The organism is Sulfurimonas sp., assembly GCF_023229025.1.
Lineage (GTDB): Bacteria > Campylobacterota > Campylobacteria > Campylobacterales > Sulfurimonadaceae > Sulfurimonas.
Genome location: NZ_JALOAA010000036.1, coordinates 1 through 19,343, shown reverse-complemented (window position 1 = coordinate 19,343; position 19,343 = coordinate 1). Strand labels below are relative to the sequence as shown.

Below are 19,343 nucleotides of genomic sequence, written 5' to 3'. Positions count from 1 at the left end.
CATTGTTATCTAAGCCAGACTCCTTCATAGCTGTCTTGATGTGACTGATTGTCTCCTCAACAAGACCCTCTATCATGCTCTCAAATTTCGCACGAGTAAGTTTTACTACAAGGTGTTGAGGTCCCGCTTCCGTCATTGTGATAAACGGTAGGTTAATCTCAGTCTCAGTTGAGCTAGAGAGCTCTTTTTTAGCATTCTCAGCTGCATCTTTAAGACGTTGAAGAGCCATTTTGTCATTTTTAAGATCAATTCCATGCGTATTTTTAAACTCGCTATTTAGGTAATCAACTATTTTATTATCAAAATCATCTCCACCTAAAAATGCGTTTCCATCAGTTGAGAGAACCTCAAAAGTACCGTCGCTTATCTCTAATACGGTAACATCAAACGTTCCGCCCCCTAAGTCGTAAACAAGCACGTTCTCTTCTGCTTTGCTGTCTAATCCGTATGCAAGTGCAGATGCAGTCGGCTCGTTGATAATACGAAGTACATTAAGACCGGCAATTGTTCCTGCATCTTTTGTCGCTTTTCTTTGTGAATCATTAAAGTAAGCCGGAACGGTAATAACAGCGTCAGTTACAGTTGAGCCGATATACGCTTCCGCATCCTCTTTTAATTTACTTAAAACTTTAGCTGAAATCTCTTGCGGAGTGTAAATTTTACCCGCAACATCAACAGCTGCCATTCCATCTTTATCTACGATATTGTAAGTTACCTTATCATGAGCTGCTTTTGCATTCTCTTCACTCATCATAAGACCCATAATTCTTTTGATTGAACTAATTGTCTTGTTAGGGTTTGTAATCGCTTGACGTTTAGCAGGATCTCCTACTAAAACCTCACCTTTGTCTGTAAATGCAACAACTGAAGGAGTTGTGTTTTTACCCTCTTTGTTTGGGATGATTTTTGCCTCACCGCCCTCATAAACTGCTACACATGAATTTGTTGTTCCTAAATCTATACCTATTACTTTACTCATAATTTTTTTCCTTTATTTATCTAATTTGTCGCAAAAGGAACACGTCCCTTTTGCTTTCGCTAGCCCTCGACCAAAGAGGATAAACCGCTATGGCACTGAAGCTTGACACTTTCGTGTCAGAATCTTAAAAAATTGTTAAAGACGACGATATTATATCGTGATACTCTTTTTTTGTATGCTACTTAAGTAGCATAAGCAAAGGTTAATTCGCCACGACTACCATCGCTTCACGAAGCGGTCTCTCTTTATATCTATAACCGGTTTGAAAAGTCTGAACTATCTGACCGCTCTCTACCGTATCACTATCCACGCTTTGAACAGCATTGTGGATATTTGGATCAAATGGTTCATCATGGGAGACCATTGTCACTCCATGTTTTTCTAAAGAGGTTGTAAGCTGTTTGAGTGTTAGCTCAATACCCTCTTTTAATTTTTCAAAATGCTCCTGCGGATCTGCCACGCTTGCCGTAGAAGAGAGTGCCATTTGAAGTGAATCCATAACGGGAATCATATCTTTTGCAAATTTTTCATTAGAATACTCAACTGCCGTATATTTCTCTCTTTCGAGTCTTTTTTTGATATTATCAAAATCAGCATGAACGCGAGCATACTTATCTTTGAGAGATGCTAACTCCTCTTGCAAGAGATCAAATTCGTTCTCAACTGCCTCTGCCTCAGCAGCTGCTTCTTGAGCTAGTTCATCTAGCTGAGTGTCTTCAAGAGTCTCTTCTTGAATCTCTTCATTATTTTCTTTTGACATAGTTGTTAAGTTACTCCTTTTCTAAAAGATTACACTATTATACATATTGAGCGTAATAATGTCAAGTAAAAGTTAAATTATTTAATTTAATAAACTTGAGTCTATCATTATCAACTATGAGAGTTGCCAAAAGAGTAGTTTCTGTTGTATTATTCTAATATATATATTAGATTGGAGAGATAATGAAGTATTTAGCTTGGTTAATAGGCATTTTAGTAACATTGGTAATTATCGTATATGTAGTAGCTTTTACATCATTTGGTAATGGAGTGTTAAAGCCAATTATAGAGCAAAAGATTACGGAGCAGACAAAACTAGAGAGTAAGCTCTCTGTATTTCGCCTTAGCATGAGTGATTTTGAGATAGTCTTAGAGATAAAGGATAAAAACATTATAAAAGCAAAAGGGGATTACGCTCTATTTTCACAAACTTTTAATATCTTTTATGACGTTAATCTTCAAAACCTGCAAACATTAAAACCTTTGACAAATAGTGAGCTAAGAGGAGCATTTTATACAAACGGAAATGTAAAGGGAGATATTGATTTTATGAAGATTGTGGGCAAGAGTAGTGTTGGGGGTAGCGATACTTCATATAATGTAGAGCTAAAAGAGCTAAACCCGACATCTATTATTGCAAATATAAAAGATGCAAAACTAGCCGTGCTTCTCTATATGGGTGCTCAAAATCCTTATGCAACAGCAGATATAGATATGGATATAAACTTTAGAGATATAACGCCGCATAAGATGGATGGAGAGATTATTTTAAAAACCAAAAACGGCAAAATTGATCCAAAATATATGTTAAGCGATTTTAACGTAACTATCCCGCAGACCTCTTTTTCTATGAACCTTGATGCAAACCTAAGGGGCGATGATGTTAATTATAAGTATGAGCTGCTTTCAAATCTCTTTAAAATCAACTCCTCGGGAAAAGTAGTTCCAGAGCCGCTTCAAGCGGAGTTGAAATACTCGCTTAATATTGAGGATTTAGAAGTATTAAAGCCTATAACAGATGCCGATGTTAGAGGTGAGTTTAGAGTAAACGGAAGCGTAAAGGGTACAAAAGAGAAGATGGTTATAGATGGAGTTAGCGACTTGGCTTCATCTGATACTACATTTCAAGCCATATTAAAAGAGTTTGTCCCATCATCAGTAAAAGCCAAAGTTGTGAATCTTGATATTGCAAAACTACTCTATATGGTAAAGCAACCGCACTATACAGATGGACTTTTTTCTATGCAAGCAGATATAAGTGATGCAAGAAGCAAGAGTTTGAGTGGAAAAATCGTAACAACATTAACTAATGGTATTTTTAACTCAAAATATCTAAGTAAGACATATGAGTTTTCATCTCTTATGCCAAAAACTACATTTAACGCTATAACAACAACTGTTTTAAGCGGCAATATTGCCGATACAAAGGTCGATTTTAATTCCAATATAGCAAATATTGATATAAAAAGCGCAAACTTCAACATCAAAGATGCTTCACTTAAGAGTGATTACAGGGTTGTCATACCGAACTTAGATAGCCTCTTTTTTATCACAAACCAGCACTTGAGAGGTCAACTCATAGCAAATGGAGATATCTCAAAGGCAGAGGATTTGGATTTTACGATGTACTCAAATGTAGCTGATGGAAAAGTTGAAGCAAAGCTTCACAATGATGATTTTTATGCAAATCTAAGCTCTCTTAAGACAACTAAACTGCTTCATATGCTTATATATCCGGAAATAGTAGATGCCACAATAGATGCAAAAGTTAAATATAATCTAGCAAAAAGCAAAGGTGTTGCTAATGCTAAAATATCTGATGCCGTTTTTGCAAAAAATCAGATGTTTGACCTTCTTAAACAATATACAAAATTTGATATGTATAGAGAGAATTTTAACGGTGATATAGAGGCAAAAATAGATGAAGAGGATATTTTGGCTTCTGTGGATCTTCGCTCAAAAGAGGCCTCAATTAAGACAGACTCAACAAAGTTAAATACAAAAACAAAACATATAGATACCGATATAACGCTTAGTGCAAAGAAAAATGTAATAAGTGCGAAGTTAAAAGGGGAGATAAGCGCTCCGAGTGTAACTATTGATTTAGAGAAATTAATGAAGTCCGAGGCAGGCAAAGCCATTGAGGAGAAGGTGGATGAGGTTATTAAAAAAGAGGTAAATAAGCTCTTTAAAAAGTTTTTCTAAAGAGCTTGAAAAAGCTCCTCCTCTCCAACAAGAGTCTCTTTTGGCTCTGATATATAGTAGCCTTGCATAAAGTCTATATCAAGCAGAAGCAACTTCTCGTAAATATCCCTTGAGTGTACATGCTCTGCGATTGTCTGCATGTTACTCTGTTTTGCAAAGTGTATGATACTTTTTACAACTTTAAAGTCTTTAGCGCTTACATCAATGTTTTTAACAAGAGAACCATCTATTTTAAGGAAGTTTGCTTCAATATCTATAATGGTTTTAAAGTTTGAGTAACCACTTCCAAAATCATCAATAGAGACTTTTGCTTTAAGTGAATGTATAAGATTTATCTTTTGCTTAAAGAGCTCTATATCGTTAATCTCATCACTCTCAAGTATCTCAAACGTTACTCGTGATGCAAGGTGTGGGTTATCTTGTAGATTTTTAATGATAGTCTCTTCAATATCAGAATTTATAAGATCTGAAAAGTTCATATTTATACTTACAAGCTTGCTGTTGTTTTTAAACGTCTCAAACACAGTAAGTAGGATTCTCTGAGTTAGTTTATAGTGCATATTTGTCTCTTTTATCTGCGGTAAAAAAGCAAACGGAGGAACTATCAAGCCCTCCTTTGTAACAATTCTGACTAAGGCTTCGTATTTAAATACTCTGCTGTGTTTATAGTCGTAAATCGGCTGATAATGGCATATGACTCTCTCTTCATCAATAGCCTCCTTTACAAAGCTAATATCTCCGGAGGAGGATAATTTTTCTGCACTCTCTTTTTCATCATAGCATTCAACTCTGTCTCTTCCGCCTTTTTTAGCAACATAGAGCATTTTGTCGGCTATCTTTATAGCTTCTTGGATATTCTTCTCCAGATATGGATACATATGCAGACCGATTGATACACTTACTCTAATTTCATGATCATCATAAATAAAACGCTCTTTGCTTATATTTTTTCTCAATCTCTCACATGTATCTAGAGCTGATTTTGCTTTATTACGGTTGTTTATAAGAAGTAAAAACTCCTCTCCACCATACCTAACTAGTATATCACTATCTCTGATTGATTCTTTAAATATCTTGCTTGCCTGCGATAAGACGTAATCACCTGTCTTATGTCCGTAGGTGTCGTTTATTATTTTAAATTTATCAAGATCAAGCATTGCCAATGAGTAGTTGGAGAGATTTAGAAGCGGCAGAGTCTCCTCAAGATAGTTTCTATTAAATGTATTTGTTAGCTGATCGGTAAATATCTTTTTTCTAGTGACAAAGTAGTGAAATATCTGCATGATAGTCATAACCATGAGCAGAAGAACAAAGATAATTAACACTACAAAAAATGTCTCTAGTGGCTTAATGGACTCTAATATAATTTTTTGAATATTTGTTGTTATATCAATGTTAAATATTGCTATAACATTTCCATTGCTTATTATTGGGTAGAGATATGTCAAATATAGATTTTCAATATCACTCTGCTGGATTACTTGAGGTTTTTTTGTTGTAAAAACGGTATCATACTCTGGTGAGTTTACATCGAACTTTTGATTAAAATTTGCCTTGTCCGTTTTGGATGCGTCAAGAAGAAATCTAAATCTGCTTTGCTCATCTTTATATAAAATATATACATATTTTACATTTGAAGTTAGCATTAAAGAGATTATGTGTTCATATTCAGCTCTTACATGCTCTTTTTTAAACATAGAAAACATATCATCAACAGTTACAATCTCTGTGGTCTCTAGTATATCTTTTTCTATGTTTTGTAAAATATATGAAATCTGCTCTATCTGATGATTTTGAATCCGCTCAAATATATCCTCTTTTGCTTTTGTTATATCTGTATATATATATACAAAAAAGAGGGCAAGCATAAAGAGCAGAAAAAATATTCCAAACTCTTTTTTTTTTACCATACTTTTTCCTCTTTATAACTCTCTAGCTCTTTGGAGAGCCTAATGTTTTGAAAAAGTGCACGAGACTCTATAATTACTATATTTGGTCTGCCCTTTTTCCAAAAAAATGCACCAAAGCTCTCTGGAATATTTTTTAGCAACTCATAGTTGAGCACAAAAATAGGCTTATTTTTACAATTTTCATCATTTTCTATACTCTCTCTACTCTCCACTACAATTATAGTTGCTACCGCACACTCATCTGTTATTATTAGATAGCTGCTTTTTTTAAGCTCTTCTAGCAGATGTTTGTTGTCGCACCAGAGTGTTACACCGCTATCAACATGAATATTTGAAAATATTTTTTCTAAAATTTGCGCCTTAATATCAACCCTATCCTCTCTTGCAAATAGGGTAATAACAAGAATAAGCAGGAGGATAGATGCTTTCATTTAAAAAGTGTACTCCATAGTAAGCAGAACTCTTCTGTCTATTGCCGAAGCCTGAATGTCTCCTATTGGAGTCTCAGACGCTCTGTCAAATATATTCTCCGCCTTTAGTTTTAAATCTAATCTCCTATTTAGCTTATATATCACTCCAAGCGAGTAGTCAAATCCCTCTTTTATATCTACATCGCCTAGGCTTGTATATTTTGAGTGATAAAGAAGTTCATTATATATATCAAACTTGCCAAAAGTGTTAAAAAGCTGGATGGAAGCTCCTTGTTTAGGACTATAGTAATTATCTCTAAACTGCCTATAAATCTCAATTTTGAGCTTGTTATCTATATTGAAATTATGCTCCATGTTTGCAAAAACAAACTCAAAACTGTTCTCTTTAGTGCTGTTTACGTAGATACTCTCTGAGGGGTTTGTCTCATTCATATCAAAGATTATTGCATCATCTGTTGTACTTCTACCAACTCCAACTCCAAAAATAGTATCTTGGAGTGTGTTATAAATGAGTTCTGCAGTCGTTGTTATGGACTCTGCACTTCTTAAGTCCGGATTAATTTTATAGTTTGGCGAATAAGTTGTTTGTAGAAATGTCGGATACATATAACTCTGCATAGCAAAAAGCTTAAACGTCCACTTCTCATCAAGAAGTGCCACATAGCCCGCTCTAAATATATGCTCGGTAGATGAGTTGTTTAGGCTGTTTTCATAGAAGTCTATTTTTGCACTAAGCGATATTAGATGATTCTCATTTATGTTATATAGGTTCTCGGCAAAAAACATATATATATCTAAATGTTTTGGACCCCAATCTCTTGCATAATCGGCACCATCTATCTTATATTCGTCAATACCGAATTTTTGGTGTTTATGTTGTGCTCCTAAAAAGAGTTCGTTATTTTCGTTTATAAACCTTTTTTCAATAATTGCGCTATAGATTTGAGTAGATATTTGGGTGTCAAGTTGCTTTGGAAAAGGGGCAGAAACCCCTGAGATAGGTATGCCTACCTCATCCTTGTCGTAAAGTTCAAACTTCTCATAAGATGCGGTAAGCATTACTTTTAGATTGTTCTTAAAATATTTGGTAATGTGCGCATATATATCGCTAGTTTGTGTATGTCCATCAAGAGTAGCTGTGCCTAACCCGCTAAAGATATCGTACTTCTCTTTAGTTGCGCCTACTTCAATATCGTAGTCATCTTCTTTTGAAAATTTAAGATAAAATTGACCTCTCTCTCCATCTCTTGAGAGCTCTGAGTTATTTGTAGTATAGTTTTCGTAGTTATTTTGTTTTAAATCAATATTTGCCAAATATGAGTACTCATCAAAAACTCTTGCATCGACTCCCTGCAGTGTTATGCTAGAGAGTGAATCAACAGAGGCTTGAATAGATGTGCCGTTTTCACGAGAGGGGTCTTTAGTAAAGAGTTTTATAAGCAGAGTTCCGGGTTCGTTGCCAAATACTACAGAGTTCCCTGCTTGATAAATCTCTATATAGTCGATAAAGTATAGACCCATTCTTCCATACTGTACCAATGCATTTCCAAGTGTTGCGGAGTTTAGTTCATGAGAGTTTATATAAATTTTTGCAGGAAGAGAGGACATCTGTGTCTCACCGCTTCTAACAAGTGTAGTCATTCCGTTTTTTCTTGGTTGGAGTGTAAAAAATCTTAAAGTTTTTAAAACATCGTTTAGCGTGTAAGCCTGCATTTTATCAAGTTCTGAGCGTGTTATGACTCTTATATGACCGGCACTCTCTTTTTTTGTATGATGGTAAGGCTGTTCCACGCTTTTATACTCTTTTAGAAGTGAATCAAGCGAAGTTTCATCACAAAAACCAAGAGTAAAGAGTAATAAAAGAGGCGTAAAAAAACGCATAAACAGACCTTAAATATAATAAATAATGATGTAAGAGTATATTTAATAAATGCTTAGTTTTTACTTGCATCTGCAAGCGCTAAACAAAAAAGGACTTTTTTTGTGTTTTTTTGTATAGTTTTGATGGCCTGAGTTAAAGTCAAACTAGTAGTAACAATATCATCTATTAAAATAAGATTTTTTTCATTAAAATTTTTAATCTCAAAATCTCTTGGATTTAGCACTCTAAACTCTTTGCTTTTACCTGAGTAAGAGACCCTGTTTTTTGCTCTTAGCTTGTTAAAAAGAGGATTTATAGAGCTGCTCTTTAGTGCTCTGTTTAGAACTGCCGTGTGTGAGTATCCATCTCTAGAGTGATCATCCACCGCAATTGAGGCTATGGTGTGTGGATAGTTGAACTCAGAGGCAAATTTTTTAAAAGAGTTTTTTGCGAGTATAGAGTAGATGTAGTAGCCTAAATCAGTATGCTTAGTAAAAAGAAGCTCTTTTATATCACTATATTTGTAGAAGGAAATTACATCAATGTTGCCTACTATTTTTCGTTTGTAGATAGAGGGGGTTAAAAAACTTTTTTGGCACTTTTTGCAGATATGTGCGAGAGAGGGGTTCTCACACATAAGACATCTCATGCTTTTGCTTTATTTATCCATCTTTAGTACAGACATAAATGCCTCTTGAGGAAGCTGTACTTTTCCAATGGACTTCATACGTTTTTTACCTGCTTTTTGTTTTTCAAGCAGTTTTCTTTTACGGGTAATGTCTCCACCGTAACATTTAGCAGTAACATTTTTACCCATACTCTTGACGGTCTCACGGGCAATAACTTGATTTCCGAGTGATGCTTGAACTGCTACTTCAAAAAGCTGCCTTGGAATAAGCTCTTTCATATTTTTTACTAGAGTACGGCCTCTAGACAGAGCAGATGTACGAGGTACGATTATGCTGAGTGCATCAACAACTTCGCCTGCAACTTTTACATCTAGTTTGACTAAATCACCCTCCTTGAATTCAGTAGGTTCATAATCAAACGATGCATAACCTTTTGAGATAGATTTTAGAGTATCGTAAAAATCAACAATTATCTCATTCATAGGGAGTGAATACTCAAGCATTACTCTATCTTCGTTTAGGTATGTCATCTTATCTTGGATACCGCGTTTTGAGACTAAGAGGTTCATGATGTTACCAAGGTATTGGCTAGGTGTGATAACAGTAGCTTTTACGTAAGGCTCTTCAATTTTATCTATTTTTTGAATTTCTGGAAGTTCTGAGGGGTTTTGCACCTCTACCATAGTTTCGTCTGTAAGGTAGACGTTATAGACAACAGAGGGTGCGGTAGCTATTAGATCGAGATCAAACTCACGCTCAAGCCTCTCTTTGATAACTTCCATATGAAGCATACCAAGAAAACCTACACGAAACCCAAATCCAAGGGCAATAGATGTCTCCGGCTCAAATGAGAGGGAGGAGTCATTTAGTCTTAGTTTGTTCAATGCATCACGAAGCTCTTCAAATTTGTCGGTATCAATTGGGTAGAGACCGGCAAATACAAACGGCTTAGCAGGTTCATAATCTCCTACAGGCTCTAGTGCAGGATTTGCCGCATCTGTAATAGTGTCACCGACGCTAACAACAGAAACTTCTTTTAGACCTAAGACAACAACTCCTATCTCTCCGCTTTTTACAGAAGTAGTCTTTATCTTTTTGAGTGGATGAGGGTACATTAAGTCAAGGACTTGGTGCTCCTCACCATTGCTCATAAGTTTAATACGTTGCCCTTTTTTTATCTCACCGTCAAATACACGAACAAGAGCAAGTGCGCCTAAATATTGATCAAACCAAGAGTCATAAATTATAGCTTTAGTAGTAGCTTGCGGGTCTCCGGTAGGAGCAGGCACTCTATCAACTATAGCGTCTATTAGTTCACGAATCCCTACGCCGGTTTTTGCAGATACCAAGACGGCATCAGTCGCATCTATACCGATACTTGTCTCAATCTCCTCAGCTACTTTAACAGGGTCGGCTGCAGGAAGGTCTATTTTATTTATGACAGGTATAAGTTCTAGGTCGTTATCAAATGCCAAGTAAACATTTGCGATAGTTTGAGCTTCAACACCTTGAGCCGCATCTACGATAAGAAGAGCACCGTCGCTTGAAGCTAACGATTTGCTAACTTCATAAGAGAAATCAACATGACCGGGAGTGTCTATTAGGTTTAGTATATAGTGCTCGCCGTCTTTAACGTAGTCAAGTCTAACACTTTGAGCCTTTATGGTAATGCCACGTTCTTGCTCAATGTCCATAGTATCCATCATCTGCTTGCCAAGTTCTCTATCGCTTACGCTTCCACACTCTTGGATAATGCGGTCAGCTAAAGTACTCTTTCCATGGTCAATATGAGCGATGATAGAGAAGTTTCTAATGTTTTTCAATGATTTCCCTTAATTATGCAAATAGCGAGTTTACGCTCTCGTTATGATAGACTCTACGAATAACTTCTGCAAAAAGCGGTGCTACAGTAAGTACTACAATCTTCTCATGCGGTTTTGATTCTAAAGTATTTGTGATGATTAGTTCGTCTAGTTCACCATTTTGTATATTGTCATAAGCGTTACCGCTAAGGACAGCATGAGTAGCACAAGCAATAACGGAAGTAGCACCTCTGTTTTTTAGTGCAGTTGCAGCTTTGACCATAGTTCCGGCAGTATCAACCATATCATCAATCATAATGACATCTTTTTTGACTACATCTCCTATAATGTTCATGACTTCACTCTCGTTTGCTTTTTCACGGCGCTTATCTACTATTACCATGTCAAGACCCATTCTTGAAGCAAAATAACGAGCACGTGCAACACCACCGATATCAGGAGACGCTATAACCGGATTTTTAAGGTTTTTACTTCTTATATAGTTCTCAAAAGTAACAGAACCGTAAAGATTATCAACCGGAATGCTAAAGAAGCCTTGAATTTGCCCGGCATGTAAATCGATTGTAACAACTCTATCTATGCCGGCAGCCTCATACATATCAGCAACTAATCTTGCGGTAATCGGAACACGCGGTGCAGCTTTGCGATCTTGTCTAGCATAGCCGTAGTATGGAACAACAGCAGTAATGCTTGAAGCTGATGAGCGGCGAAGAGCGTCTGTCATGATAAGAAGTTCCATGAGATTGTCGTTTGAAGGTGCGCCGGTTGATTGGATAATAAATACGTCACGACCACGAACACTCTCAGATACTTGAACTGAAATCTCGCCGTCACTAAATTTTTTTATATCAGCTTTAGCCAATGGAACGTCTAGGATTTGACAAACTTCTTTTGCAAAATGAACACTAGAAGAACCTGCAAAAATTTTATAACCGCGCATAAGATACCTTTAGAAAAATTTAGCGAAATTATACAAAAATAGTGCTGAGAAGTTGTTAAAATGAAAAATTTTAAAGAGTGCTCTTAGATGCTAAATAGTACTTTAGCATCTAAGAGTTTTATCTAGCTTGTTTGATGGCATCAAGAGCAGCTTCATAGTTAGGTTCTGCCGTAACCTCTTTTACAATCTCTTTATATACGATAGTTCCGCTTCTATCTATCACAAAAACAGCTCTTGCACTGAGTCCTTTTAGCTTGTTATCAGCCATTAAAACACCATAAGCTTTGCTTACCTCTTTATCTAGGTAATCGCTTGCAACAGAGAGGTTTTCAATACCGCTTGTAGTACAAAAACGCTCAGAAGCAAACGGCAAGTCCATTGAGACAACCGTTGTTTCGCAAATATCAAGACTATTTACATCCTCGTTAAATCTTCTAGTCTCAGCCGCGCATGTATCTGTATCTAGAGAGGGTACGGTAATTAGAAGCTGTATTTTATCTTTTGCTCCGCCTATTTCTACACTATTTAAGTCTGTTCCAATAGCAGTTGCGATAGGAGCTTTATCCCCTACACTAACTGCATTGCCCTCTAAATTTACTACTGCTCCTTTAAACATTGTTGTTTGCATAAAGATTCCTTAAATTTTTTTTAATTATATTATCATAAAAATTATGTAATTTATCTTTTATGAGTAGTTTTTTTTGTATAATTATTATATATGATACAGATAAAAACTATTATGAGAGTGTAAATGCAAAATCCTTTTGAGAGCGGGCATATCAAAAATTATCTTCTTTTTTATGCAAGTATTGTCGTGATAATGGTGCTTTTTTTTATAGCTACATCTCTTTTTCATGAGGAGGCAGTAGTTGAGCAGAAGATATTTGAGGCTGAGACAAACAGCACAAAGATGATTGATAAAAGAGAGCAGAGCGCAGAAGAAGAGGCGACAAAAACAGAAAGGTTTAAGCTACTAGATAGAGCTTATTAATTCTCTTTTGTCACAATATAGAGCTGCTCATGATTTAAACGCTTTAGTATATCCATAACAGTTACAAAGTCTTGAAATCTTGACTCTTTATCGCTTCTAAGAACTACCGTCTGATCCTTTGAGAGCTTAGATAGTTTTTCTTCAAGTGTTTTTATGTCAACCTTCTCTTTTGCAAGAAAGAGTTCGCCCTTCGCATTTACATATACCGTAACCTCTTTTTTTACGTCCTCTTTTGAGGATGCTTTAGCACTAGGAAGCTCAATAGGGATTATGCCTTGATTTACAAATGTTGCCGTCGTTAAAACCATGACCAAAAGAACAAGCATGATGTCAATAAAGGGAATGACATTTATATCATCAAATCTTTTTCTTATTTTTTTACATTTTGCCATTAGTTGTTTCTTATCTCTTTATCTTGTGCAACATCAAAAATAGTCAATATCTTCTCAACCTTGCGAAGCAGTATGGTATAGGCAATAATAGCAGGCATAGCGACTATTAGCCCCATTGCAGTGGCCTTTAGTGCAAGAGCAAGTCCTACCATTATCTTTTTTGCATCAATTGCTCCAACATCACCCATCGTATAAAACGTAAGCATAATTCCTATAACAGTTCCAAGAAGCCCGACATATGGAGCATTTGAGCCTATAGCGCTTATGATGCTTATGTTGTCGGTTAAATCAATTTCAAGGGTGTCTCGGTGATCATATTTTTCTATATCGACAGTCGCATAAAACATCATGCGCTCAATAAAGAGCCAAAGCGTTACTATACTCATAAGAATAAGAAGCCCAATGACACCATAATCAAGTCCTGTTTCTGCATATGCTAAAATATTTTGTTCCACTAATCTTCCTTAAATTTTAATATAACTGTTGTTCCGACATTTGGTTTTGATTTGAAACTCATAGAGATGGCGTTTGCATCGCAGAATCTCTTTACCATGCTAAGCCCTATGCCAAACCCTTTCATATTTTTGTTGCTTTGATAGTAGTCGTCAAAAATTTTTAAAAGTTCTACTTCATCCATCCCACAACCGTAATCTTTTATGGATAGTGTGTGATTTTGCAATTCTATATCTATTTTGTGAATATCTTGTGAATATTTTACAGCATTGTCTATAAGATTGTCAATTACTTTGGATAAGCCTATTTTATCACTCTTTATCTGTGAGGAGGATAAGAGAAGTTTAAACTCTATGTGTGGGTAAATGCGATTTAAAAACTCAACTCTATTTTGTATAAGCTCGCTAAGGTCAAATTTTTCATCTTCAACATTTGAGCTTTGAAGTTTTATCATGTAGTCAAGTTCATTATATCGCTGCTGTAGCATCTCACAAGCACTCTTAATTCTCTCAACTCGTTTTAAATCTTTTTCACTCTCAAGACTCTTTTTTAACATATGTATATTTGTTTTAATCGTGCTTATGGGGAGGTTTAGCTCATGAAGAGTCTCTTTTGAGAGGTTTTGAAGGTTGCTTACATGCTCAAAGAGAGGATCAATAGAGAGTTTTGAGATAATTGCTCCGGCAAAAATGCTTAGAAGCAGAAGTATAAAGAGCAGCAGGTAGAGATTTTCTACTTCCACAACAGAGATAAAGTAGTATAAAATAGCCATAAGAAGAGTTACGGTTAGCATATAGTATATAAAAATATTGATACGAAGATTACGAAACAAGCCTGTACCCTATACCTCTGACATTTTCAATATTCATCTCAGGAACAAGCTGTTTTATACGCGCTATGTAAACCCTTACTGCTCCATCACTTCCGCCTTCACTGCTGCTCCAAAGCTCATCTAAAATCATCTCTTTTGGCACCGTGTTGTTTATATGTTTCATAAGTAGCAGTAGAAGTTCATACTCTTTTTTTGAGAGTTCTAACTCCTGCTTATTATATAAAATTCTCTTGTGAAGAGTATCATGAGATAGCATACCGCAAGATTCACTCACAGCTATGTTTGTACGTTTCATAAGCGCACTTATCCTCAAGAGCAGCTCATCCGCGTCAAAAGGTTTTGTAATATAGTCATCCGCGCCGCTTAAAAAACCTTTTTTTAGTATCTCTTTATCTTTATGGGAGGTTAAAAATATAGCAGGAGTATCGTCGTTTGACTCTCTTAGCTCCTTTAAGAGCGTCATGCCGTCGATTATTGGCACATTTACATCTAGAAGATAGAGATCAAACTTCTGCTGATAGGTTATATCTATGGCACTTTGACCGTTTGTTACATGCACAACGTCATAGTGGGCATCTTGTAAAAAATCTATAAGAGTATCTGCAAAAAGCAGATCATCTTCAAGCAGTAAAATTTTACTCAATGCTCTCAATTGCCCAGTTTATAACTTTACCTGCATACATAGGAACAACACCGTTGTAACTCTCAGGTATAACAAAAGGTCGTTTTTCTAAAATAACCTCTTTGAATTCCGGACAAAGCCCATATATATTTTGCGCATTATCACTTACAAAAGCTTGAAGATTATCAAGTTTGTCATACTGCTCAAATATCTCACATAGAAGCTGAAGTGCAATCGGCGCGCTAAATACTCCTGCCGCACACCCTGAAGACTCTTTCTTCTCTTTTGAGTGCGGTGCCGAGTCTGAGCCAAACATAACTTTAGGGTGCGCCTCTAGAGCAACGCTAAGTAGTGCGTCCAAATCTTCTGGTCTTTTTGCAATCGGCTTACAGAAGTTATGAGGCATCATCATCCCGCCAACTACGTCATCAAGAGTTAAAAGAAGATGATGAACAGTTATAGTAGCATATAGATTTTTATGTTTATCAAGCATCAAAACAGCCTCTTTTGTCGTAATATGCTCCATTATAATTTTTAGGTCTGGGAAATTAGTCGCAAGAAGGTCATAGATGCTCATAAACTCCGCTTCTCTATCCATCACAAAACCGTCACTCTCGCCATGTACGCAAAGAGGGATTCCAAGAATGCTCATCGCTTCAAGGGTCTCACGCATCTCCTCTATATCAAACGAGCTAACGCCATCCTCAGAGTTTGTTGTAATTCCTGCCGGATAGAGTTTAATCGCCGTAATATAGTCTTTTACATCAGCTAGAAATTTCTTGTCGTAATTTTTATAAAAAAGTGTCATGTAAGGTTCAAAATAGTCGTTTGGAACTGCGGCGATTATGCGTTGTCTGTAAGCCTTTACATCTTCTAGCGTTGCAACAGGTGGAATGAGATTTGGCATAATTAAAGCTCCGCTAAAGCTATAGGCACTAAGTGGAGCAACATTCTCAAGCATGACAGCGTCACGCAGGTGCAAATGCATATCAAGAGGCATTAAAAGGGTATGAGTTTTCATGGTTTTATCCTTAGAGTTTCTGCAAAATTGGTCGAATTATAACAAAGATTCAATTAGAGCAGTTTTTTAGCCTCTATAATTAGCTCATTAATTGCCTTTTCATAGAGCTTTGCATCTTCAAGTTTTGTTGATTCAAATCTAGTTACCAAAACAGGAGTTGTGTTGCTAGCACGCACAAGCCCCCACCCATTTTGGAAGTTTATTCGCACGCCGTCAACATCAATAATATCTCTAATCTTTGGAAAATCTTTTGGAGGATTTTTAAGAAGCTCTTTTACTCTGTCTATAATCTTGAACTTTTCGCTCTCTGTTGTGTGAACTTTTATCTCCTCGGTTGAGAAAACTTGCGGGAGTTTTGCAAGCTCAGCATCTAAATCAATTCCGTCATGTATGAGTTCTAACATTCTAAGAGTTGCGTAGATTGCATCGTCGTAACCAAAGTAACGATCTTTGAAAAATATATGTCCGCTAACTTCACATGCAAGGTCTGCACCGACCTCTTTCATCTTGACTTTTATATTTGAGTGACCTGTTTTGTACATGATTGCAGTAGCGCCGCGGCGCTCTAGCTCATCATACATCACTTGCGAGCATTTTACCTCTCCCACAACAATAGGCTTATCCATCTTCATAGCAAAGAGCAGTGCCATCATGTCGCCCTTTATGTTATTTTTGTGAGTAAGAACAGCTATGCGGTCTGCGTCTCCATCATAAGCAAAAGCAATGTCTCCGTCAGTTTTTAGTAGTTTTTTTACATCTTCTAAATTATGCTCATCAGATGGGTCTGGGTGATGATTTGGAAAAGTACCGTCAGGTTCAACGTACAAGCCTTTGGTGTTTAGATTTAGTGCTCTGAAAATATCTTCGGTAACTACTCCTGCAACGCCATTTCCGCAGTCATAAACGATGCGAGTCGGCATACCTTTTAGATGAGCAAACTCATTTACCAAAAAGTTTATATATCTTGCAGCGGCATCTATCTTTGTAACTTCTCTTTTTACCTTAACAGGAAACTCCATAGCTTCACATTCACGCCCTAGAGCATAAATCTGCTCGCCAAAAAATGGCGTTTTATCTACAGTAATCTTAAATCCGTTGTACTCGCTTGGATTGTGAGAACCGGTAATCATAATAGAGGCAGAGGGAGTGATGCCACTCCACTCTTGATAGTTTGTAAAGTAGTTGACAGGTGTTGGAACAAGCCCCATATCTAGAACTTTTTTACCGCCGGCATTAAGCCCAGAAACAAGGTACTCAAAGAGAATAGGGGAGTGGCTTCTAGCATCGTACCCCACAGCCACATACTCACCCTTTATCTTAGAAGCCAAAGCGTAGCCTATGCGAACAACACTCTGCTCATTTAACTCTTTTTCGTAAATCCCTCTGATGTCATACTCTCTGTAGATGCTCACTATTTATGCCTTATGTGGTTTTGTAAACGTATTTTACAACAACTCTCTTTTTATTTGGCAATAAATAGTGATAAATATTAGTCTCTATATAAGCCTACAGAAAAATAATCATCTCTAACATGAGTTTGATATAAGCTTTTATCTCTCTATTAAAGTATAAGATGCAACTTTTTTGTTAATGAAAAATGCAATAAAAGAAGTATAATTCTAAAAATTTTCAAGGAGTTGTAATGTTTATTGCGGCTTTGTCTATATTAATCGGATTTGTTCTGCTTGTTTGGAGTGCTGATAAGTTTGTTGACGGGGCAGCTGCAACTGCTCGTCATGCCGGTATGCCTTCACTGCTCATTGGAATGGTTATTGTGGGGTTTGGCACTTCTGCACCTGAGATGGTTGTCTCGGCAATGGCGGCTCTTGATGGCAACCCTAACCTTGCACTTGGCAATGCCGTTGGCTCAAATATTGTAAATATAGGACTTGTTTTAGGTGTTACCGCACTGATAGCTCCAATAATGGTGCACTCAAATATTATTCGCAAAGAGATGCCTATTTTGCTTTTAATTACGCTAGCTTTTGGTGCGATACTTTTAAACAATGAGATTTCATATATGGAAGCCGTGCTGCTTCTTGGCGGTTTTTTTGCTTTGATTGGGTGGTCTATATTTTCTGCCTTAAAAACTCGCAAAGATACACTTAAAGATGATATAGAAAAAGAGCTTCAGACGGATGGAATGACACTCCCAAAGGCAATTACTTGGCTGGTTGTCGGTCTGCTTTTGCTTATTCTTAGCTCTCGTATTTTAGTGTGGGGAGCTGTAAATATTGCCACCTCTCTTGGCATCAGCGACCTGATAGTAGGTTTGACAATAGTAGCTATCGGCACATCTTTGCCAGAGCTTGCCGCATCGGTTATAGCAGCAAAAAAAGGAGAACATGACATCGCCATCGGCAATGTTGTTGGTTCAAACATGTTTAATCTCTTAGCTGTAGTCGGAATTGCCGGTGTAATTACGCCGATAAGCAATCTTGACCCTCAGGTTTTAACCCGCGACTGGGCAACTATGACAGCTCTTACAATTGCACTCTTCGTAATGGCATATGGTTTTGGCAAAAAGGGAAAAGTCGGTAGAGCAAAAGGTATTTTTCTGTTAACTTCCTACATAATGTACAATCTATATCTTGTCTTTGGCGTAATGAGCTCTTGAGGTTGTGTTTTTTATTTTTAATCTTGCTTTGCTATCATTATAAAAAAATTAAAAGAAGATTATTATGAGCGAAGCAAAGAGTATTTACCTAAAAGATTATAAAGCGCCTCAGTTTCAGATAAAAACATGCGATTTGGTGTTTGAGCTTTTTGAAGAGCATACGCAGGTTACAAACTTGATGAACGTAGAAAAAGTGGACAAAGGGTGCAAGGATATAGTTCTTGACACAATAGATTTGGAGCTTTTTGAGATATATCTAAATGACGTAAAGCTAGATAACAGCAGATATGTCATAGAAGAAGAGAGCTTAAGAGTCTTGGATGTGGGCAATGAGTTTAAGCTTATAATTATCAACAAAATATATCCGCAGTTAAACAGTGAGCTTGAAGGGCTTTACAAGTCCGGAAACATCTTCTGTACGCAAAACGAGCCTGAGGGCTTTAGACGCATTACTCCCTACATTGACCGTCCTGATGTTATGGCTGTTTTTAAGACAACTATTGTTGCAAACAAAGAGCGTTATCCTCTTTTGCTTAGTAACGGAAACAGAGAGTCGAACTTTAGACTAGATGATGGAAGACATGGGGCTACTTGGTTTGACCCGCATCCAAAACCTTCATATCTTTTTGCACTTGTTGCGGGAGATTTGGGAGTTGTGCAGGATAAGTTTGTTACAAAAAGCGGTAAATATGTAAGACTGTACATCTATACCGACAGAGGCAATGAATCAAAATGCAAACATGCCATGAAATCGTTAAAAGATGCCATGAAGTGGGATGAAGAGGTTTATGGACGAGAGTATGATTTAGAACTCTATAACATTGTAGCGGTTGATAGTTTTAACATGGGAGCGATGGAGAATAAGGGGCTTAATATTT

19 protein-coding genes are annotated in these 19,343 nt (G+C 36.7%); 4 read left to right on the top strand and 15 right to left on the bottom strand.

Translation table 11 applies throughout. The annotated features are described in order from the left end of the window. Window positions 1-979: Hsp70 family protein (locus M0Q20_RS08810; protein ID WP_295060750.1), on the bottom strand; the 979-nt coding region annotated here is incomplete at its 3' end. Between the two features lie 202 nt (window positions 980-1,181). After that, window positions 1,182-1,739, bottom strand: coding sequence for a nucleotide exchange factor GrpE (gene grpE, locus M0Q20_RS08805; protein ID WP_295060749.1), 558 nt, complete (start codon window positions 1,737-1,739; stop codon window positions 1,182-1,184). 182 nt (window positions 1,740-1,921) lie between these two features. Here grpE and M0Q20_RS08800 point away from each other — a divergent pair, with 182 nt between their 5' ends. Continuing rightward, window positions 1,922-3,943: a hypothetical protein gene (locus M0Q20_RS08800; protein WP_295060747.1), complete on the top strand. Its 2,022-nt coding sequence runs from the start codon at window positions 1,922-1,924 to the stop codon at window positions 3,941-3,943. Here M0Q20_RS08800 and M0Q20_RS08795 read toward each other — a convergent pair. The 7 genes from M0Q20_RS08795 to tpx form a co-directional block, all read right to left on the bottom strand. Then, window positions 3,940-5,853, bottom strand: a complete 1,914-nt coding sequence (locus tag M0Q20_RS08795) for a bifunctional diguanylate cyclase/phosphodiesterase (RefSeq protein ID WP_295060746.1) — start codon at window positions 5,851-5,853, stop codon at window positions 3,940-3,942. The two genes, M0Q20_RS08800 and M0Q20_RS08795, sit on opposite strands and share 4 nt — an antisense overlap. Then, window positions 5,847-6,284 carry a hypothetical protein gene (locus tag M0Q20_RS08790; protein WP_295060745.1) on the bottom strand — a complete coding sequence of 146 codons (438 nt, stop codon included), beginning with the start codon at window positions 6,282-6,284 and terminating at the stop codon, window positions 5,847-5,849. Before M0Q20_RS08790 ends, M0Q20_RS08795 begins: the two co-directional genes overlap by 7 nt. Further along, complete coding sequence (locus M0Q20_RS08785) at window positions 6,285-8,165, bottom strand: TonB-dependent receptor (protein ID WP_295060744.1); 1,881 nt, start codon at window positions 8,163-8,165, stop codon at window positions 6,285-6,287. 53 nt (window positions 8,166-8,218) lie between these two features. Continuing rightward, on the bottom strand, window positions 8,219-8,794 hold the full coding sequence (locus M0Q20_RS08780) for a ComF family protein (protein ID WP_295060743.1): 576 nt from the start codon (window positions 8,792-8,794) through the stop codon (window positions 8,219-8,221). 9 nt (window positions 8,795-8,803) lie between these two features. Next, window positions 8,804-10,597: a translation elongation factor 4 gene (gene lepA, locus M0Q20_RS08775; protein WP_295060742.1), complete on the bottom strand. Its 1,794-nt coding sequence runs from the start codon at window positions 10,595-10,597 to the stop codon at window positions 8,804-8,806. A 13-nt stretch (window positions 10,598-10,610) separates the two neighbouring features. Continuing rightward, window positions 10,611-11,537, bottom strand: a complete 927-nt coding sequence (locus tag M0Q20_RS08770) for a ribose-phosphate pyrophosphokinase (RefSeq protein WP_295060739.1) — start codon at window positions 11,535-11,537, stop codon at window positions 10,611-10,613. A gap of 118 nt (window positions 11,538-11,655) precedes the next feature. Further along, window positions 11,656-12,165, bottom strand: a complete 510-nt coding sequence (gene tpx, locus M0Q20_RS08765; RefSeq protein ID WP_295060737.1) for a thiol peroxidase — start codon at window positions 12,163-12,165, stop codon at window positions 11,656-11,658. A 123-nt stretch (window positions 12,166-12,288) separates the two neighbouring features. Here tpx and M0Q20_RS08760 point away from each other — a divergent pair, with 123 nt between their 5' ends. Then, window positions 12,289-12,528 carry a hypothetical protein gene (locus M0Q20_RS08760; RefSeq protein ID WP_295060735.1) on the top strand — a complete coding sequence of 80 codons (240 nt, stop codon included), beginning with the start codon at window positions 12,289-12,291 and terminating at the stop codon, window positions 12,526-12,528. On the opposite strand, the gene exbD is transcribed toward M0Q20_RS08760, so the two are convergent. Genes exbD through M0Q20_RS08730 form a run of 6 tightly spaced genes read right to left on the bottom strand, consistent with a single transcriptional unit; the run spans window position 12,525 to window position 17,260 of the window. Further along, window positions 12,525-12,920 (bottom strand): TonB system transport protein ExbD, encoded by a 396-nt coding sequence (gene exbD, locus M0Q20_RS08755; protein WP_295060733.1) that lies wholly within the window; start codon window positions 12,918-12,920, stop codon window positions 12,525-12,527. The two genes, M0Q20_RS08760 and exbD, sit on opposite strands and share 4 nt — an antisense overlap. Next, window positions 12,920-13,375 (bottom strand): TonB-system energizer ExbB, encoded by a 456-nt coding sequence (gene exbB / locus M0Q20_RS08750; protein WP_295060731.1) that lies wholly within the window; start codon window positions 13,373-13,375, stop codon window positions 12,920-12,922. The genes exbD and exbB overlap by 1 nt, the downstream gene beginning before the upstream one ends. Beyond that, window positions 13,375-14,205 (bottom strand): HAMP domain-containing sensor histidine kinase, encoded by an 831-nt coding sequence (locus tag M0Q20_RS08745; protein WP_295060730.1) that lies wholly within the window; start codon window positions 14,203-14,205, stop codon window positions 13,375-13,377. Before M0Q20_RS08745 ends, exbB begins: the two co-directional genes overlap by 1 nt. Next, the gene (locus tag M0Q20_RS08740) at window positions 14,195-14,848 is read right to left on the bottom strand and encodes a response regulator transcription factor (RefSeq protein ID WP_295060729.1); all 654 of its coding nucleotides are present in this window, start codon (window positions 14,846-14,848) and stop codon (window positions 14,195-14,197) included. Before M0Q20_RS08740 ends, M0Q20_RS08745 begins: the two co-directional genes overlap by 11 nt. Beyond that, on the bottom strand, window positions 14,841-15,848 hold the full coding sequence (pyrC, locus tag M0Q20_RS08735) for a dihydroorotase (RefSeq protein ID WP_295060727.1): 1,008 nt from the start codon (window positions 15,846-15,848) through the stop codon (window positions 14,841-14,843). The genes M0Q20_RS08740 and pyrC overlap by 8 nt, the downstream gene beginning before the upstream one ends. A 53-nt stretch (window positions 15,849-15,901) precedes the next feature. Continuing rightward, entirely contained in the window at window positions 15,902-17,260 is a 1,359-nt protein-coding gene (locus tag M0Q20_RS08730) for a phosphomannomutase/phosphoglucomutase (protein ID WP_295060726.1), read from the bottom strand. 230 nt (window positions 17,261-17,490) lie between these two features. Between M0Q20_RS08730 and M0Q20_RS08725 the strand changes: the two genes are divergently transcribed. Both M0Q20_RS08725 and M0Q20_RS08720 read left to right on the top strand, forming a co-directional pair. After that, on the top strand, window positions 17,491-18,465 hold the full coding sequence (locus tag M0Q20_RS08725) for a calcium/sodium antiporter (RefSeq protein ID WP_295060725.1): 975 nt from the start codon (window positions 17,491-17,493) through the stop codon (window positions 18,463-18,465). A gap of 64 nt (window positions 18,466-18,529) precedes the next feature. Then, the coding region (locus M0Q20_RS08720; RefSeq protein WP_295060723.1) for a M1 family aminopeptidase at window positions 18,530-19,343 on the top strand (814 nt) is incomplete at its 3' end.

Bases quoted from the DNA above. Each gene is read 5' to 3' on its own strand.
- grpE (WP_295060749.1), bottom strand. From the start codon at position 1,739: ATGTCAAAAGAAAATAATGAAGAGATTCAAGAAGAGACTCTTGAAGAC.
- M0Q20_RS08800 (WP_295060747.1), top strand. From the start codon at position 1,922: ATGAAGTATTTAGCTTGGTTAATAGGCATTTTAGTAACATTGGTAATT.
- M0Q20_RS08795 (WP_295060746.1), bottom strand. From the start codon at position 5,853: ATGGTAAAAAAAAAAGAGTTTGGAATATTTTTTCTGCTCTTTATGCTT.
- M0Q20_RS08790 (WP_295060745.1), bottom strand. From the start codon at position 6,284: ATGAAAGCATCTATCCTCCTGCTTATTCTTGTTATTACCCTATTTGCA.
- M0Q20_RS08785 (WP_295060744.1), bottom strand. From the start codon at position 8,165: ATGCGTTTTTTTACGCCTCTTTTATTACTCTTTACTCTTGGTTTTTGT.
- M0Q20_RS08780 (WP_295060743.1), bottom strand. From the start codon at position 8,794: ATGAGATGTCTTATGTGTGAGAACCCCTCTCTCGCACATATCTGCAAA.
- M0Q20_RS08770 (WP_295060739.1), bottom strand. From the start codon at position 11,537: ATGCGCGGTTATAAAATTTTTGCAGGTTCTTCTAGTGTTCATTTTGCA.
- tpx (WP_295060737.1), bottom strand. From the start codon at position 12,165: ATGCAAACAACAATGTTTAAAGGAGCAGTAGTAAATTTAGAGGGCAAT.
- M0Q20_RS08760 (WP_295060735.1), top strand. From the start codon at position 12,289: ATGCAAAATCCTTTTGAGAGCGGGCATATCAAAAATTATCTTCTTTTT.
- exbD (WP_295060733.1), bottom strand. From the start codon at position 12,920: ATGGCAAAATGTAAAAAAATAAGAAAAAGATTTGATGATATAAATGTC.
- pyrC (WP_295060727.1), bottom strand. From the start codon at position 15,848: ATGAAAACTCATACCCTTTTAATGCCTCTTGATATGCATTTGCACCTG.
- M0Q20_RS08725 (WP_295060725.1), top strand. From the start codon at position 17,491: ATGTTTATTGCGGCTTTGTCTATATTAATCGGATTTGTTCTGCTTGTT.